This window comes from Kocuria sp. CCUG 69068 (assembly GCF_020833785.1).
Lineage (GTDB): Bacteria > Actinomycetota > Actinomycetes > Actinomycetales > Micrococcaceae > Kocuria > Kocuria rosea.
Genome location: NZ_PDDL01000016.1, coordinates 35,314 through 51,648, shown reverse-complemented (window position 1 = coordinate 51,648; position 16,335 = coordinate 35,314). Strand labels below are relative to the sequence as shown.

The window sequence follows — 16,335 nt, the reverse complement described above, 5'->3', positions numbered from 1 at the left end:
GGCCGGGCGGATCGACACGGACGCCGCCGGTGCCGGGCGGGCCGACGGGTCGTCCGCCGGCTCCTCAGTCGGCCCGGCGGACGTGCCGCGCGGGGACTGGGCGCCCGTGGGGGAGCGGCCGTGAGCCCGCTGCCCCCGCTCGTGGAGCCCGGCCCCGAACTGACCCGCGAGGAGCTCGAGCGCTACGCCCGGCACCTGACCCTGCCCGGGATCGGGACCCGCGGCCAGCGGCGGCTGCGGAACGCCCGCGTGCTCGTCGTCGGCGCCGGGGGGCTCGGGTCCCCGGCCCTGCAGTACCTCGCCGCGGCGGGGGTCGGGACCCTCGGGATCGTCGACGACGACGTGGTGGCGGTCTCCAACCTGCAGCGCCAGGTGGTGCACACGACCGCCGACGTCGGCCGCCCCAAGTCCGTCTCCGCCGCCGAGGCCGTCACCGCGCTCAACCCGCTGGTGGAGGTCCGCACCCACCCCGTCCGGCTGGACGCGGACAACGCCGTGGACATCCTCGGCGGGTACGACCTGGTCCTGGACGGCGCCGACAACTTCGCGACCCGCTACGTGGTCAGCGACGCCGCCGCCCTGACCGGCACGCCTTGCGTGTGGGGCTCCATCCTGCGCTTCGAGGGGCAGGTCAGCGTCTTCTGGGCCGGGCACGGGCCCACCTACCGGGACCTCTACCCCGAGGCCCCGCCGGACGGCGAGGTGCCCAGCTGCGCCGAGGGCGGGGTCTTCGGCATGCTCCCCGCCACCGTCGGCGCGGTCATGGTCACCGAGGCCGTCAAGCTCGTCACCGGCACCGGGGAGCCCCTGCTCGGGCGGGTGCTGCTGCACGACGCGCTGGCGATGACCTGGCGCGAGATGCGGCTCACCCCGGATCCCGACGCCGCCCCGGTCACCGCGGTGGCCCGGCCCGCCGCGGTCTGCGCGCTGCCCGGCGCGGACGCCTCCGAGACCGTCGGGGCGGCCGAGCTGGCCCGGCTGCTCGAGCGCCGGGAGCGCGGGGAGGCGTCCTTCGCCCTGGTGGACGTGCGCGAGGACTGGGAGCGGGAGCTCGTGGCCATCGACGGCGCCGTGCCCGTCCCGCTGCAGGAGATCCTCGACCGCGGCGCGGACGCCCTGCCCCCGGAGGCCCGTGGCACGGACCTCGTGCTGCACTGCAAGGCCGGGGCCCGCTCCGCGACCGCGCTCGCCGCGCTGCGCTCCTTCTACGCCGGGCGGGAGGAGCGGGTCCGCCACCTCGAGGGCGGGGTGCTCGCCTGGGCGGCACAGGTGGACCCGGACCAGCCGGTCTACTGATCCGGTCTCCTGCGGCACACCGCTACACCACCGCGGAGGACGTGACCTTCTGTGACGCCGTCGTGACATTCCATGACGTGCGCCCGTCATCCGGTTGGTCCCGGACCGGGCGGTCTGATGCCATGGCAAGCGCCCCATTCAGAGCGGCTGAGAGATCTGGCTCGACGACGCCGCAGCAACCCGCCCTCCACCGGGGTCAGGGTGCTAATGCCAGAACCGATGGAGATCCCGGATCTGCAGTCGGTCCGTGACGTCAGCCTCCGGCGCTGCCGCCACCGGGCCCGCCCCCGGCGCGACCGGCCGACCGGCAATCCTCGGTGCGACCGAGAGGACCCCCGCATGACCCCGAGCACGGTCGAGGAGACCACCGCCCATCCCCGCGCCGGCACGGACCTCGCCGCCGGCCTGCCCGGGGACTACGCCGGGCTGCGGGAGCACTTCCGGCCGCTGTTCGCGGAGATCGCCGCCGGCGCCCTGGACCGGGACCTCCGGCGCGCGCTGCCCTACGCGGAGGTCGGCCGGCTGGACCGGGCCGGGTTCGGTGCCCTGCGCGTCCCGGCGGCCCACGGCGGCCCCGGGGTCAGCCTCGAAGACTTCACCCGGCTGCTGGTCGACCTGGCCGAGGCCGACTCCAATATCGCCCACCTCTACCGCTCCCACCACGGCTTCGTGGAGTCCCTGCGCTTCCTGCCCCGGGAGCTCCAGGAGGTCTGGTACCCGCGGGTGCTGGCCGGGGCCACCGTGGGCAACGCCTCCACGGAGAAGGGCGGCAACGCGCTGGGCACCCTGAACACCGTGCTCAGCCGGACCCCCGAGGGCTGGGAGCTCACCGGCCGGAAGTTCTACGCCACCGGCTCCGTCTTCTGCGACTACACCCGCGTCTCGGCCGCCCTGGACGGCCGCGACGGGCGCCGCTTCGCCGTCGTCGCCACGGACGCCGAGGGTGTGACGCTCGAGGACGACTGGGACGGCTTCGGGCAGAAGCTCACCGGCACCGGCACCGCGGTCTTCGACCGGGTGCGTGTCCCGGAGGACGCCGTGCTGGACCGCACCGCCGGCAGCGCGGAGGCCGTCCACGAGGCCGCCTTCTTCCAGCTCGTGCTGCTGGCCGTGCTGGCCGGCATCGCGCGGGCGGCCCGGAGGGACGCGGTGGAGACCATCGCCGGACGCCGGCGGACCTTCAACACCGGGCTCGGCCTGCCGTTCCGCGACGACCCGCTGATCCAGGAGGCCACCGGGCGGATCTCCGCCAAGGCCTTCGCCGCCGAGGCCACCGTCCTGCACGCCGCCCGCACCCTGGACGCCGGGATCGCCGCCGCCGCAGCGGCCGGCGCCGACCGGCCGGACTTCACCGGGGCCCTCCCGGCGGCGCTGCACGAGTCCGAGATCGCCGTGGAGCACGCCCAGGTCACCGTGCCGGAGCTGGCGCTCGGCGCGGCCCAGGACCTGTTCCTCACCGTGGGCGCCTCCGCCACGTCCACGGCCAAGGGCCTGGACCGGCACTGGCGCAACGCCCAGACCGTGGCCACCCACAACCCGATCGCCTTCCGCGCCCGAGCCCTCGGCGACTACCTCATCAACGGCACCCTGCCGGAGGGCCTGAACGCCATCGGCGACGCGAAGACCGGCGCCACGACCGATGTCACGGCCGACGCCGACCGAACCCCAGGAGCCTGACGCATGAGCACCACGACCACGGCCGCCCCGGGCCGCAGCAGCATCGTCCACGGCAAGAAGCGCGTCCTGGCCTCGGCCTTCGCCGGGACCACCATCGAGTGGTACGACTTCTACCTCTACGGCACCGCCGCCGCACTCGTCTTCAACGTCCAGTTCTTCCCCATGGCCACCGAGCTCGGCGGCATCGTGGCGTCCTTCGCCACGCTCGCGGTCGGGGTGATCGCCCGACCCTTGGGCGGGATCATCGCCGGGCACCTGGGGGACCGGATCGGCCGCAAGGCCCTGCTGGTGGCCTCGCTGCTGCTCATGGGCGTGGCCTCCACCCTGATCGGCCTGCTGCCCACCTATGAGGTGATCGGCTGGTGGGCCGTCGTCGGCCTCGTGGTCCTGCGCATCCTCCAGGGCCTGTCCGCCGGTGCCGAGTGGGGCGGCTCCGCGCTGCTGAGCGTGGAGCACTCACCGGCCCGCCACCGCGGGTTCTTCGGGTCCTTCACCCAGATCGGCTCCTCCGCCGGCATGCTGCTGGCCACCGGCGCGTTCTTCATCGTGCAGAACGTCATGAGCGAGGAGCAGTTCGCCGCCTACGGCTGGCGCATCCCCTTCCTGCTCTCGGCCCTGCTCGTGGCGGTGGGCCTGTGGATCCGCCTCGGCGTGGCCGACGCCCCGGAGTTCCTGGAGCACCGGGCCTCGGGGAACGTGGCCAAGGCCCCCCTGCGGGAGCTGCTGGTCCACCACCGCCGCCCGGTGCTGGTGACGATCGGCCTGCGCCTGGCCCAGAACGCCGTCTACTACCTGGTGACGGTCTACATGCTGACCTACCTGCGGGACGTGCGCGGGGACAGCGCCGCGGGCGTGACCGCGGTGATGATCGCCTCGGCCATCGGCCTGTTCTCCACCCCGTTCTGGGCCTGGCTGTCCGACCGGGTGGGCCGGAAGGTCGTCTCGGTGACCGCCTACGCGGCGATCGGCGTCTTCGGCTGGGTGCTGTTCGCCTTCCTCGAGGCCGGCCCGCTCGCCCTGCTGCCGCTCGTGGTCATCCTCGGCATCAACCTCGTCCACGACGCGGTCTACGGACCGCAGGCGGCCTGGTTCGCCGAGCAGTTCCCCGTGCACGTGCGGTACTCGGGCGTGAGCTTCGGCTACCAGGTCGGCACCGTCCTGGGCGGCGGGCTCATGCCGCTGATCGCCGCCCTGCTCTTCGCCGCCGGCGGGGACACCCCGTGGCTGATCGCCGGCTACCTCTCCGTGCTGGCCGTGCTCTCCGTCGTCGCCGCCCTGGCCGCGAAGGATCCCGCCCGGGACCGGCGCGGCACCGAACTCACCGATCTGCACGCCGGCCGGACCGCGGCCGACCCGGCCCTCGCGACCCCCGCCGCCGCGAGCGCCACCCAGCCCACCCCCGAGAGGACCACCGTATGAGCCGCCCCCTGCTGCTGAACGCCTTCGACATGATGGTGCCCGTGCACCAGTCACCGGGACTGTGGCGCCACCCGGAGGCCGGGGTCGCCGGCTTCGACACGCTCGAGTACTGGACGTCGCTGGCCCGCACCCTCGAGGAGGGCGGCTTCACCGCGCTGTTCCTGGCGGACGTCCCCGGCGTCTACGACGTGTACGGCGGCGGGGCAGAGGCCACGGCCCGCGGGGGAGTGCAGTACCCGGTGCTCGACCCGCTCGTCGCGGTGCCGGCGATGGCCGCGGCCACCGAGCAGCTCGGCTTCGGGGTGACCGCCTCGGTCACCTACGAAGCCCCCTACCTGCTGGCCCGCACCTTCGCGACCCTCGACCACTTCACCCGCGGCCGGGTGGCGTGGAACGTGGTGACCTCCTACCAGGACTCCGCCGCCCGCAACCTGGGCATGGACCGGCAGATCCCGCACGACGAGCGCTACGACCGCGCCGACGAGTACATGGAGGTCATGTACAAGCTCCTTGAGGGCTCCTTCGAGCCGGGGGCGGTGAAGGCGGACGCCGGCACCGGGGTCTTCGTGGACCCGGAACTCGTGCACCCCATCGGCCACGAGGGCACCTGGTTCTCCGTGCCCGGCCAGGCGCTGACCCACCCCGGACCCCAGGGCACCCCGTTCCTGTTCCAGGCCGGCGCCTCGAAGCGCGGACAGCAGTTCGCCGTGGACCACGCCGAGGCCATCTTCTTCATCGGCAACACCCCGCAGCTCGTGCGCCGGTGGACCGACGGCGTCCGGGCCGAACTGGCCGCGCAGGGACGGGCCGAGGACGCCGTGAAGACCTTCGCCATGGCCACCGTGGTGGTCGCCGAGACCGACGACGAGGCCCACGCCAGGCTCGACGGATACCGCCGGCACGTGGACATCGAGGGAGCGCTGTCCCTGTTCGGCGGCTGGACCGGCGTCGATCTGGCCGGGGCGGACCCCGACGCGCCGCTCGAGTACGTGGCCACCGACGCCAACCAGTCCGCGCTCGCGGCGTTCACGTCGCTGTCCCCGGACCGGACCTGGACGGTGCGGGACCTGGCCGAGTTCGTGGCCATCGGCGGCCGCGGGCCCGTCATCGCCGGGGCGCCCGGCACCGTGGCGGACGAGCTCGAGCGCTGGCGCGAGGAGGCCGGCGTGGACGGTTTCAACATCTCGGCGGCCGTGCGGCCGGCGGACCTGGAGCGGTTCACCACGATGGTTTCGCCGGAGCTGCGGCGCCGCGGCCTGCTGCCGGAGCCCGGGGCCCTCCCCGCCGGCAGAACGCTGCGCGAGGCGCTGGCCGGCGCCGGGCCGAGGCTGGCCGACGACCACCGCGGGGCCTCCTACCGCCGGTGACCGCAGGGCTCTTGGGGTTCGCCGCTCGACCGGCCCGGGACGGCTGTCCGCCGTCCCGGTTCCTCGGCACGGAGCGCTCCTGCCCGGGAGAGGGCAGGAGCGCTCCGCCGCGCCGAGGCGCAGAAGGCGGCCCCCGACCGCCGGGGAACGGATCATGGGGGTCGCTGCACCGGCGTGGGGGCCGGTGCCACCCGAAAAGTACCAGACGGTAATATCGCGGTGCACCATCCTGTGCGGATGCATGAATTGTGCTCCTCGGGGTCTCCCGACTGCCGACCCTCATTTCTCCCGGCTCGTGCCGCGACGACTGGGGACGCGGGCCATCACGTGCCATCGGAGCGGGGAACGAGGCGCCACGGATGTGTGCACACATGGTCCGCTAGCTAGAAGCCCCGGAGGATCACGTTCCAGTAGTCCCGGGGGAGGACCTCGAGGTCGAAGAACCAGGAGGCGCGGTTCGGGGCCAGCAGCGGCACGCCGGGGATGCTGGGCGCCAGTTCGTTGTCCCGGTCGAACTCGGCCAGCACGGCCCGGCCCCGCTGCACCGTCACGGGGGTCACGGTGTACCCGTCGTAGGAGGCCGTGGGCTCCCGGCCGTCACGGGTGGCCAGGAGGTTCTCGGTGAGGATCTTCGTCTGGTGGCGCAGTGCCCCGCCGGACGAGGCGGTCTCCAGTGCGGCAGCGTCCCCGCAGGCCCACACGGTGGGCACACGGCGGTGGCGCAGGGTCTGTGCATCCACGTCCGCGTAGCCCGCCCAAGCGGTGCCCGCGCCCGGCGCGACGCCCAGTCCCGCGTCGGCGATCCAGGCCGGGGCCCGGTGGACTGGGCTGTGGTGCAGCAGGTCGTAGGGCAGGTCCCGCGGCGTCCCCTCGATCGTGGCCCGCAGCCGGCGGGAGGCGGCGTCGATCGACTGCACGTGGGCGCTCGTCAGGACCGTGATGCCGTAGCGCCGGACCCAGGGCTGCAGCACCCGGTCCACGTCCGGCTGGCCGAACACGGTGGCGGTGGGCGTCAGCAGGGTCACCTCGATGTCCTGCAGGACACCCTGGCGCTGCCAGTAGTCGCAGGCCAGGTAGAGGATCTTCTGTCCGATCTGCGGCGTGGGCGCCGGGCCGTCCGGGATCGTGAACAGTGCCCGGCCGCGGCGCAGCCCGCGGATCAGCTCCCAGGTCCTGGGGGCCAGCTCCACGGTGTAGTTGGTCGAGGCGTGCGGGCCGGCCATCGCCTCGGCACTGCCGGGGACACGGTCCCAGTCCGGGGTGGACCCCGCGCAGATCACGACGTGCCGGTAGCCGATGTGCTCGCCGGAGGACAGTGTGGCCATCCGTGCCGCCGGATCCAGTGCCTGGACATGGTCCTGGACCCAGCGCACGCCGCGGGGCATCACGCGGTGCTGGGCCCGGGACATCTGCGGCACGCTCTTCAGTCCGGCGCCCACGTAGGAGAGCATCGGCCGGTAGTGGTGCGTGGACTTCGGCTCCGCGATCACGATGTCCGTGATGCCCTTGCGGCGCAATCGTGCGGCCAGGGAGATCCCGGCATTGCCGCCGCCGATCACGAGGACGTCAGTGGCGTGATCCAAGGGTGCAGTGGTCATCATGACTCCGTGGGACGAGGATGGCTCCACGGCACCGATCGGGGCCGTCCGACCATTCGACCACGAGCCGCGGCGCCCACGCCCGGGCGGTAAGCATCCAGGGGGTGAGGGGGCTCTCAGGACGTCCAACTCGAGGAACTTGTCGGTCGGGACAGCTGATCGCCGGAGCGATGCCGGTGCCTGTTCCGCCAAGGGTCCGGATGAAGTGGCGGCCTTCTGCCGAATATGAATGGCGGCGCACCCTGTCCGGTCGGGTGGCATTCTGCGCATAGATTCTCGGACCATCACTCACTGACAAAGTTGGGCGGCACCCGAGCCGTCACATCGTCACTGAGCTGCTCCGGACGGTGCCCCGCGGGTTCGTGATTCCGGTTGGGGTGGCCGAGGAACTCACCGCACCGCCAAGCAGCGGTCTCAGTGTGCCCCTTCAACTGAAAACACCCTCCCTGAAGGTTGTGCGGTCCCTCGCCGTGCACGGCCACCGGCCACCGGAGACTCCCGGCTTCACCGAGCAGCGTGGCCGGCATCCCAGGGCTGGCGACTGCTGAACCTGTACCACAGTTGAGCTCGCCTCGGGAGTCCTATTCGTAGTACTTGAAGCGCGGCTCACCCTGGACGCCTGCGCGTTGCATCGCCTCCTGCAGTTCCGGCAGTGCCGTGAAGGCGCGGGCCTCGTCGACCGAATCGAAGTAGTGGAGCACGAGCACGTTGTCCGGATCATCGACCATGCGGTGCACTGACTCGCCGGTGATGTTGCTGAATGCCGGTACGTCCGAGACGGAGTCGTAGACCTTTCGCCAGGCGTCGTAGTCGGCCACGCGGTGCCGGATCAGGAGCAGTGCCATAGTGGTCTCCCCGAGGACTGGATTGACGGGCGCGCCCGACCCAATGGTGGGAGGGCGCTGGTGACTACGTGCCACGCTACGCCCCGCTCGGTCGCCCCGGAAGGGGCGACCGAGCCGGGTCCGGGGCAGGACGCGGATGACGCGTCGACACCTGCCGATTCATCAGTCTCTTATGAGCGATTCTCGGTCAGTGGTGCCGCTCGACGCCGCCAAGTGTCGCTTTCAGGAGCCGACCGCACTCTCGGGCCAGTTATCACGTGGATAGTGCGGTCGACCTGTGCTACTGAGACGAAGGATTTTGCTACAAACTCGCCGACCGGCCCAAACCGTCCATTCGGGTGTGAGCCGCGGCGACAAGTGGTGGTGTTGTGACAGAGCTATACGGCGGCATCGAGGTCTTGCCTCTCGATCGGAGTCGTCGGACCGGCCGAGCTCGAGGTAATCAACGGGTTGACCGGCCGCGGGCGACCGTCCCACTTCCTTGGTAGTGGGACGACCCCTGCGGAGATCCTTGCCTGATGTGCATGCTCGGCGTTTCCTGTACCAGAACTTGGACCAAAAGTACCGGCCTGTTTAGGCCGTACGGAACCGACTTTCGGTACGCTGGCCGCATGGAATTGGGCTATGCGCGGGTCTCGACGGCCAAACAGGACCTCGAGCGGCAGATCGATGCCCTCCGGCAGGTCGGGATCGCGCCCGAGCGGATCTATGTGGACAAGAAATCCGGGGCCACCACCGACCGTCCCGGCTTGGCCGCGGCCCTGGCCTACGCCCGGGAGGGCGATGTGATCGTGGTGCACACCCTGGACCGGCTCGGGCGCACTGTGCGCGACACCTTGAACCTGATCCACGATCTCGCCGAGCGGGGGGTGGGGGTGCGCAACCTGGCGGATCCGATCAAGGTGGACTCCACCAACCCGAATGATCCGATGGCTCAGCTGGCGGTGGTGCTACTGGCGCTGTTCGGGCAGATGGAACGCACCTACACCCTCGAGCGCGCCGCCCACGCGAGAGCGGTGGCCACGGCCAAGGGCCGGCGGATCGGGCGGCCTACGGTGGTGGATGCGGACAAGCTGGCCTACGCCGCACACCTGCGCGAGTCCGGGCACACGATGGCGGAGATCGTGGCCAAGACCGGGATCACCCGCACCACCCTCTACCGTCACCTCCCGCCCCGGCCGGCAGAGGCCGTGACCGCCGGGCCGGTCACGGCCGCTGAAGTCGATCCTGACCCGGCGGACTGACTCTTCGCCACACCCGCGACGGTCAGGGGGTGGCCGCAGGGGCGTCCTCGGTTGGTTGGGCTCTGCCCGTGGTCCTGGGCGGGGGCAACGATGATGTCCTCCGCACCCGTATCGGTGTCCACGAGGTCCGTCTTGAGCTTCCGCCACAGCTGCTCGAGCGCCTCGGGCAACCGTTGACCACCGCGCTGGGGCGCCGGTGCTGCGGCGGCGGGTATGGCGTGGGGCGGGGTAGCCCCCCGGCCACCCCGCCCCACGCTGCTTCGTCGCGGACCTATGATCTGGCGCGCACCCCGGTTCCCCCCGGAACCACGATGCGCCCGGTCGACGCGGCCGAAGCTGGAGGATGGTCTGATGCAGATCACCTGTCCCCCTGATAGGCCAGGATGCTCGCTCTGACCCCCGCCAACAATTTTGAGGGAAGTGGCGACGTTCACAACATGACACATCAATGTGCGGTTGCGAACAGGGCTGGTCGGGATGGGCGGTGGGGGTGAGCAGGGCCGGGCGGTGCGCGAGATCAGTCGTGAATCTCCGCGGTCTCGTCCGCCAGGTCGTCGAGCACCCACTCCGAGAGCTGCCCGGCAGGGACGACGAACGCGCCCTCTTGCAGCAGTTGCGCCTCCCAGGCCGGGAGGGGCCCCTCGGTGGCCTCAGCGTCGTGGACGGCCATCGCGGCCGCGTAGCCCGCGGCCAACTCGAGGGCCCACTCCTGGTGGCCGGCGTAGCAGGGGTGACCGGGATCCGAACTGCTCACCTCCAGCCACCGGGCCGGATCCAGCGGGGCGGAGCTGGCGGGCAGCAACTGCTGGTGGAGCTCCCAGGTGACCTCGGCCCAGCGACCCGCCGGGGTGACCACCATGGGGTAATACGTGGCGACCCACCGGGTGGGCGAGGCGGGGTGCAGCTCAACGGCCAATGCCCCAGATGCAGAAATAGTCATGCCTTCTTCCTGTGCGCAGATGACGGATCGTCCGGCGGGGCGGCCTGAAGCGCAACCGCATCGCCGGGTCTGGGGGGCCCGATGGTGATCACCCAGGATAGGCACGGGGACGATAACCATGGAAGCAAGCTGAGCCATATGACATCAGGCCGATCTCCAAGCCATGGGTTGCGAGACGTCTCGTCCGGAAAATTTGCGCCCGCATGTTTCCGCGGTTCGGCCTGTCTCGTAGCTATGTGCTTTATCCATACCCCTAGAATCAGATACTCAACGTCGGTTGCGAGACAGATGGGGTGGACATGGGGAAGCTGATCGGCTATGCCCGAGTGTCGACGCGGCAGCAGGACGCAGACCGTCAAGTGTCTGACCTCCTGGGTGCCGGTGTGCGGCGCGATGACATCTATGTCGACAGTGGAGTGTCTGGAGGGCGTGCTTCGCGTCCGCAGTTTGACCGGGCGGTCGCTGCGCTCGAGTCGGGGGACACTCTGGTGATCACCACGCTGGACCGGCTGGGCCGCTCGACGCAGAACATGCTGGCCTTCGCCGAGGCACTGCGGGCGAGGGGAGCGGGGCTGAGGGTGCTCAACCTGGGTGGGGGAGACGTGGACACGGCCACCCCGATGGGGTCGATGGTGTTCACGGTGATGGCGGCCTTGGCCCAGATGGAGTTGGAGATCAAGCGGGAGCGGATCACCGACTCGGTGGCCAAGCGCCGGGCCGCCGGCCAGGACCTCGGCGGGCGCCGCCCGACCTTCACCGACTCCCAGATCCGCAACGCCCTCCGACTGATTGACGGTGGGGAGCCGGCTACCCAGGTCGCCCGCGACCTCGGGATGGGTCAAGCCCCCTGGAGTGGTGTAGCGATCTTTCGTGTAAGGGTCAGGCTGTGAGCGCGGTCAGGGGGTCGGTGGTCACCTCGCTTCCGGTGTCCGCGACGGTGGTGAGCCGGCAGCGGGTGAGGACCTCGAGGCCGAGATAGCGGCGGCCTTCGGCCCACTCGTCGGTCTGCTCGGCCAGCACGGCTCCCACGAGGCGGACGATGGCTTGCCGGTTGGGGAAGATCCCGACCGCGTCGGTCCGGCGCCGGATCTCCCGGTTCAGCCGCTCAGCTGGGTTGTTGGACCAGATCTGGGCCCAGACGTCCTTGGGGAAGTTCGTGAACGCGAGGATGTCCTCACGGGCATCGGCCAGGTATTCAGCCACCGCGGGCAGCTTCTCGGCGACGTAGTCCAGCAACCGGTCGAACTGGGCGTTCACGGCTGTCGCGTCGGGCTGGTCGTAGACGCTGTGGAGCATGGCTTTGACGGCCGGCCACATGGACTTCGGGCAAATCGACATGAGATTGGCCGCGTAGTGGGTGCGGCACCTCTGCCAGGACGCCCCGGGCAGGTTCGCCGCGATCGCGTCCTTGAGCCCGGCGTGGGCGTCACTGGTGACCAGGCGGACCCCGCCCAGGCCGCGGGCCACCAGATCGGCGAAGAACTCGTTCCAGGCCGCCCCGGTCTCGGCCGTGGCCACCCGCATGCCCAGGACCTCACGGTGGCCGTCACCGTTGACCCCGGTGGCCAGGAGCACGACCGCGTTCACCACGCGCCCGCCCTCGCGGACTTTCATCGTCAGTGCGTCGGCGGCGACGAAGGTGAACGGCCCGACGTCCCCGAGGGGCCGGTGGCGGAAGGACTCCACGTGCTCGTCGAGGTCACCGGCCATCCTTGAGACCTGGGACTTCGACAGGGCGTTGATCCCAAGGGTCTTCACCAGCTTGTCCATCCGGCGGGTCGAGACCCCGGCGAGGTAGCAGTCGGCGACCACGGTGATCAGCGCGGACTCGGCCCGCTTGCGGCGCTCCAGCAACCACTCCGGGAAGTAGGTGCCGGCCCGCAGTTTCGGGACGGCTACGTCGATCGTGCCCACGCGGGTGTCGAGGTCGCGGTGGCGGTAGCCGTTGCGCTGGGTTACCCGCTCGGGAGCGGGTCGGCCCCACTCGGCGCCGACCACCGCGTCCGCGTCGGCGGAGAGCAGCGCGTTGATCACCGTCTGCAGCAGGTTGCGCATCAGATCCGGCGAGGCTTCGGACAGGGCTTCACCGAGCAGGCCGGTGGGGTCGACAATGTGAGGAGCGGTCATCGTGATGATGTCCTTTCGAGGGTGCTGTGAGAGGTGAACTCGAAAGATCTCACGGTGGCCGCGCCCTCGTCCGCAACGACGAGCAGGGCCACCGCGCTACACCACTATCGGGGGCTCAACTCATAGGGGCCTGCGCCCGCTAGATGGTCCGCACACACGGAAGCCTCCACGGCCCACCGCTTCGTTCCCCGTCCACCGGCCCGACTGGTTTCGCTTATTGGTCTCCCACCCCCTGCCCTGTCGGGAGCGGGCTGCTCCACGGGGTGCAACGACCCCCGTGGTCCCATCGTGGGAATCGGACGCCGCGCGGGACAAACCCTGGCCGTGCAGACGATGTTCTTGCGGCCACTGTGACGTCGAGCAGGCGCCGGAGGCACGCACCGACGGCGCAACTCCGTGGGAATCTTGACGGAATCTTGAGGATCCCGCGAGGTGGGCGTCAAGTGTGGACGAGACCCTGAAGTTAGATCGGCTCCGGATGCCCCGGGGCCATGGACGCGACCCCCGACGGGCCGCACACTTCGCTGGCCCTGGAAGGGCCGGCTCGATCAGGGGGAGTCATGAGCGCGATGTCACGAGCGGAGAGAACCGATTCAGGGAGACTCGACGATGCACTGATCCGGCCCACACGCCGGTTGGTGGGGATCGATGCGGCGAGGGGGTTGGCGCTGGTCGGGTTGATGGCCATCCACATCCTGCCCTCTTGGAACGAGGAGACCGGGGAGGCCAGCTTCACCTGGCGGATCTTCTCCGGGGACTCCGCAGCCCTGTTCGCCCTGCTGGCCGGGGTCGGACTGGCCCTGACTTCCGGCGGAAGCCACCCGCACGAAGGCAAGGCGATGACCGCCGACCGGATCGGCCTGGCGATACGGGCCGTGCTGATTGCGGCGGTGGGGCTGTGGATCGGGACGCTGATGCCCGAAGACGCCCCGGCGGACAACATCTTGATCTACTACGGGGTGTTCTTCCTGCTGGCAATCCCCTTCCTGCACGCCGGGCCGAAGGTACTCTTCATCTCCGCGGCGGTCTTCGGGCTCGTGTCCCCGCTGCTGATGCAGGGCCTGCTCAACGAGCTGCCCGCCTGGAGCAACTACAATCCCACCCTCACCACCGTCCTGACGGAGCCGGGGGCCACGGCCTCCCAGTTGCTGCTCACCGGGACCTACCCAGCCCTGCCGTACATGACTTATCTGCTGGTCGGCATGGGTCTGGGCCGGTTGAACCTGCGCAAGCAGGAGGTGCAGATCCGGCTGCTGGTCATCGGTGTCGGGATCGCGATCTTTGCTCAGGCCACCTCCTACTTCCTGCTCTACGCCTTCGGCGGCTACCAGCGGCTGCTGGACGCCTCCTCGTTCGGTGAGGAGGAACTCGCCGAGGTCCTGATCTGGGGCCCGGACTCGCTGCCCACCTCCACGGTGTGGTGGCTGGCGATCGCCACCCCGCACACCAACACCCCGCTGGCGATCGCGGCCAGCCTGGGCGTTGCCCTGGCCGTGCTCGGGGCCTTCCTGCTGATCGCCCGCAAGGTCGAGGCCTGGTTGCTGCCATTGGCAGCGATGGGCGTCATGACTCTAACCCTGTACACCGCTCATCTGGTGGGCCTGTCCTTCGAGCTCCACTACGACCAGCCGTACCTGTGGTTCCTGATCCACGTGACGCTGGCGGCCTTGTTCGCGGTCGCCTGGTATCGCGCCCTGGGTCAGGGCCCGCTGGAGCGGGTGATCGGGCTCAGCGTGAAAGGCACCCGCCGGCTCGTGCTCGGAGGGACCACCGGGACCTCGCGCAGGTAGGTGCCCCGGCACCGCCGCGGGCCGTGCCGGTCACCAAGCTCCGAAGCTCTGGTGGCGGGCACGGCCCGCAGTCGTTCTCAGGCCTTAGGTCCGGGTGTCCCCAGTGTTCAGCCGGTGGGGCGACGGTAGGGCAGGTGGATCCGGAAGCTGGCGCCGCGGCCGGGGCCGTCACTGGCGGCCTCCAGGGTTCCGCCCTGGGCCTCGACCAGGGCCTTGCTGATCGCCAGGCCCAGCCCCGAGCCGCCGCGGTGGGCCTCCCGGCCGGTGTTCGCGCGGTAGAAGCGCTCGAAGACGTGCGGGAGATTTTCGGCGCTGATGCCCTCCCCGGTGTCGGTGACGGTGTAGGTGACCGCCTCGGCGGTGTGGTCGGTGCGCAGGACGATGGTGCCCCCGGTCGGGGTGTGGCGCAGGGCGTTCTCCAGCAGATTGCTCAGCACCTGGCCCATCCGCTCCGGATCCAGCGGCACCGGGGCGGTCTCCGGGCCGGTGCTCACCGAGGTGATCGACACGCCCTTGCCGGCGGCGTCGGGCTCGATGGCCGCGACCGCCTGGCCCGCCAAATGCTCCGGGTCTTGGGGGGTGAGCTGCAGACGAGTCATGCCTTCCTCGGCGGCGGTGAGCTGGCGGATGTCGCGGGCCAGGCGCTCCAGGCGGGTGATCTGGGCGTTGAGGATCCCGGTGGTGTGCTCGTCGAGGGCGACCACCCCGTCCTCGACGCCTTCCAGATGGCCCTTGAGACTGGCCAGCGGGGTGCGCATCTCATGGGCTAGATCAGCAAGCATCTGTCGGCGGATGGTGTCCACGGAAGCGAGCTTGGCCGCCATCTCGTTGAAAGAGGAGGCCAGGGCGTCGAACTCCGGGCCCAGCTTGGTGGAGGTGACGCGCACGTCGTAGTTGCCCGCGGCCACCTCTCCGGCCGCGGTGCTGAAGGAGGCCAGGGACCGCCCGATCGTGCGGTAGAGGTAGAAGGTGAGCATCCCGGCGATGTAGAGAGCCGGCAACCCGCCGATGGCCAGGGCCGTGAGACTCACCGAGCGGAAGGCGTCCTCCAGATGCACCAGCCCGAGGGCCTCATCGGCGTGACCGGACTCGACGAGCTCGTGGTAAAACATGTTCGGCCCGACCAGCACCGCAGTCACGACCACGATGATCAACCCGATCAACAGCACCGCGGTCTGGGCCAGCATCAACCGCACCGTCAACGGGCTCCAGGACCAGCGCGGGCCTGTTAAGACAGTGCTGCTCATTCTCCGGTGCCCATCCGGAAACCGATCCCGCGGATCGTATGGATGAACTTCGGGCTGGCGGCCTCATCGCCGAGCTTCTTGCGGATCCGCCCGATGTGCACGTCCACCAGGTGTTCGTCCCCGGTCCAGGCGGTGTCCCAGACGATCTCCACCAGCTGCCGGCGCGAGAGCACCATCTGCGTGTGGGCCGCCAGGGCGGCCAGCAGATCGAACTCGATCCGGGTCAGCGCCACCGACTCCCCGCCCACGCGGACCTCCCGGGCGGCCTCGTCCACCGTCAGGTCACCGATCACCAGCTCCTGGGCCCGCCCCGCCGGCGGCGGGGCGGGCGCCGGGGCGGGGCGGGTGCGGGCCCGGCGCAGCATGGCCTGGACCCGGGCCACGAGCTCGCGCGGGCTGAACGGCTTGGTCACGTAGTCGTCGGCTCCCACCGACAGGCCCACGATCTTGTCGATCTCGTCGTCGCGGGCGGTGAGCATCAGCACGTGGCAGTCCGAGAAGGTCCGCACCTGACGGCACACCTCGATCCCGTCGATTCCCGGTAGCCCCAGATCCAGCACGAGGACGTCCGGGGCGTACTCCCGCACCGCGGCGACCGCCTCCGTGCCGTCGTGGCGTACTTCGACGTCCAGCCCGGCCTTGCGCAGATATTCCGCGACCAGTTCCGCCAGGTCGACCTCGTCGTCGACCACCAGAACACGCCCGGTGAGCGGATCCGTCATCTGTCCTCCCTGTCCTGATCGCTGTGCTGTGAGTGCTGTGAGCGCTGTGAGCCTCGGTGTCCC

13 protein-coding genes and 1 riboswitch are annotated in these 16,335 nt (G+C 70.5%); of the genes, 7 read left to right on the top strand and 6 right to left on the bottom strand.

What is annotated here, in order from left to right; translation table 11 throughout:
• Nucleotides 1-120: 120 nt before the first annotated feature.
• From moeB to CRM73_RS05260, 4 genes are all read left to right on the top strand, one after another.
• Nucleotides 121-1,296 (top strand): molybdopterin-synthase adenylyltransferase MoeB, encoded by a 1,176-nt coding sequence (gene moeB / locus CRM73_RS05275; protein ID WP_181372623.1) that lies wholly within the window; start codon nucleotides 121-123, stop codon nucleotides 1,294-1,296.
• 131 nt (nucleotides 1,297-1,427) lie between these two features.
• A riboswitch (SAM riboswitch) is annotated at nucleotides 1,428-1,522 on the top strand.
• Nucleotides 1,523-1,635: 113 nt separating this feature from the next.
• Nucleotides 1,636-2,973, top strand: coding sequence for an acyl-CoA dehydrogenase family protein (locus CRM73_RS05270; RefSeq protein ID WP_229587046.1), 1,338 nt, complete (start codon nucleotides 1,636-1,638; stop codon nucleotides 2,971-2,973).
• Between the two features lie 3 nt (nucleotides 2,974-2,976).
• Nucleotides 2,977-4,392, top strand: coding sequence for an MFS transporter (locus CRM73_RS05265; protein ID WP_229587045.1), 1,416 nt, complete (start codon nucleotides 2,977-2,979; stop codon nucleotides 4,390-4,392).
• On the top strand, nucleotides 4,389-5,759 hold the full coding sequence (locus tag CRM73_RS05260; RefSeq protein ID WP_109244372.1) for an LLM class flavin-dependent oxidoreductase: 1,371 nt from the start codon (nucleotides 4,389-4,391) through the stop codon (nucleotides 5,757-5,759). The genes CRM73_RS05265 and CRM73_RS05260 overlap by 4 nt, the downstream gene beginning before the upstream one ends.
• Before the next feature lie 383 nt (nucleotides 5,760-6,142).
• On the opposite strand, the gene CRM73_RS05255 is transcribed toward CRM73_RS05260, so the two are convergent.
• Together CRM73_RS05255 and CRM73_RS05250 are read right to left on the bottom strand one after the other, a co-directional pair.
• A complete protein-coding gene (locus CRM73_RS05255; RefSeq protein WP_109244373.1) occupies nucleotides 6,143-7,357 on the bottom strand; it encodes an NAD(P)/FAD-dependent oxidoreductase in 1,215 nt (404 codons plus the stop codon).
• A 581-nt stretch (nucleotides 7,358-7,938) separates the two neighbouring features.
• Nucleotides 7,939-8,202, bottom strand: a complete 264-nt coding sequence (locus CRM73_RS05250) for a hypothetical protein (protein WP_035929481.1) — start codon at nucleotides 8,200-8,202, stop codon at nucleotides 7,939-7,941.
• 611 nt (nucleotides 8,203-8,813) lie between these two features.
• Between CRM73_RS05250 and CRM73_RS05245 the strand changes: the two genes are divergently transcribed.
• Entirely contained in the window at nucleotides 8,814-9,446 is a 633-nt protein-coding gene (locus tag CRM73_RS05245) for a recombinase family protein (protein WP_229587044.1), read from the top strand.
• 517 nt (nucleotides 9,447-9,963) lie between these two features.
• Here the strand turns inward: CRM73_RS05245 and CRM73_RS05240 are convergent.
• Nucleotides 9,964-10,386 (bottom strand): hypothetical protein, encoded by a 423-nt coding sequence (locus CRM73_RS05240; protein ID WP_229587043.1) that lies wholly within the window; start codon nucleotides 10,384-10,386, stop codon nucleotides 9,964-9,966.
• A 299-nt stretch (nucleotides 10,387-10,685) separates the two neighbouring features.
• On the opposite strand from CRM73_RS05240, the gene CRM73_RS05235 reads away from it, so the two are divergent.
• The gene (locus CRM73_RS05235) at nucleotides 10,686-11,276 is read left to right on the top strand and encodes a recombinase family protein (protein ID WP_109244597.1); all 591 of its coding nucleotides are present in this window, start codon (nucleotides 10,686-10,688) and stop codon (nucleotides 11,274-11,276) included.
• Here the strand turns inward: CRM73_RS05235 and CRM73_RS05230 are convergent.
• A complete protein-coding gene (locus CRM73_RS05230) occupies nucleotides 11,266-12,513 on the bottom strand; it encodes an IS256 family transposase (protein ID WP_109223276.1) in 1,248 nt (415 codons plus the stop codon). The genes CRM73_RS05235 and CRM73_RS05230 overlap by 11 nt on opposite strands.
• 491 nt (nucleotides 12,514-13,004) lie before the next feature.
• On the opposite strand from CRM73_RS05230, the gene CRM73_RS05225 reads away from it, so the two are divergent.
• Complete coding sequence (locus CRM73_RS05225) at nucleotides 13,005-14,303, top strand: heparan-alpha-glucosaminide N-acetyltransferase domain-containing protein (protein WP_370658523.1); 1,299 nt, start codon at nucleotides 13,005-13,007, stop codon at nucleotides 14,301-14,303.
• A gap of 107 nt (nucleotides 14,304-14,410) precedes the next feature.
• Here CRM73_RS05225 and CRM73_RS05220 read toward each other — a convergent pair whose 3' ends face one another.
• Both CRM73_RS05220 and CRM73_RS05215 read right to left on the bottom strand, forming a co-directional pair.
• Nucleotides 14,411-15,490: an ATP-binding protein gene (locus CRM73_RS05220; protein WP_229587041.1), complete on the bottom strand. Its 1,080-nt coding sequence runs from the start codon at nucleotides 15,488-15,490 to the stop codon at nucleotides 14,411-14,413.
• 56 nt (nucleotides 15,491-15,546) lie between these two features.
• Nucleotides 15,547-16,272 carry a response regulator transcription factor gene (locus CRM73_RS05215; protein WP_229587040.1) on the bottom strand — a complete coding sequence of 242 codons (726 nt, stop codon included), beginning with the start codon at nucleotides 16,270-16,272 and terminating at the stop codon, nucleotides 15,547-15,549.
• Nucleotides 16,273-16,335 lie beyond the last annotated feature (63 nt).

Coding starts and splice junctions, on each gene's coding strand:
- CRM73_RS05270 (WP_229587046.1), top strand. CDS start 1,636: ATGACCCCGAGCACGGTCGAGGAGACCACCGCCCATCCCCGCGCCGGC.
- CRM73_RS05265 (WP_229587045.1), top strand. CDS start 2,977: ATGAGCACCACGACCACGGCCGCCCCGGGCCGCAGCAGCATCGTCCAC.
- CRM73_RS05260 (WP_109244372.1), top strand. CDS start 4,389: ATGAGCCGCCCCCTGCTGCTGAACGCCTTCGACATGATGGTGCCCGTG.
- CRM73_RS05255 (WP_109244373.1), bottom strand. CDS start 7,357: ATGACCACTGCACCCTTGGATCACGCCACTGACGTCCTCGTGATCGGC.
- CRM73_RS05250 (WP_035929481.1), bottom strand. CDS start 8,202: ATGGCACTGCTCCTGATCCGGCACCGCGTGGCCGACTACGACGCCTGG.
- CRM73_RS05245 (WP_229587044.1), top strand. CDS start 8,814: ATGGAATTGGGCTATGCGCGGGTCTCGACGGCCAAACAGGACCTCGAG.
- CRM73_RS05240 (WP_229587043.1), bottom strand. CDS start 10,386: ATGACTATTTCTGCATCTGGGGCATTGGCCGTTGAGCTGCACCCCGCC.
- CRM73_RS05235 (WP_109244597.1), top strand. CDS start 10,686: ATGGGGAAGCTGATCGGCTATGCCCGAGTGTCGACGCGGCAGCAGGAC.
- CRM73_RS05230 (WP_109223276.1), bottom strand. CDS start 12,513: ATGACCGCTCCTCACATTGTCGACCCCACCGGCCTGCTCGGTGAAGCC.
- CRM73_RS05225 (WP_370658523.1), top strand. CDS start 13,005: ATGGACGCGACCCCCGACGGGCCGCACACTTCGCTGGCCCTGGAAGGG.
- CRM73_RS05220 (WP_229587041.1), bottom strand. CDS start 15,490: ATGCTGGCCCAGACCGCGGTGCTGTTGATCGGGTTGATCATCGTGGTC.
- CRM73_RS05215 (WP_229587040.1), bottom strand. CDS start 16,272: ATGACGGATCCGCTCACCGGGCGTGTTCTGGTGGTCGACGACGAGGTC.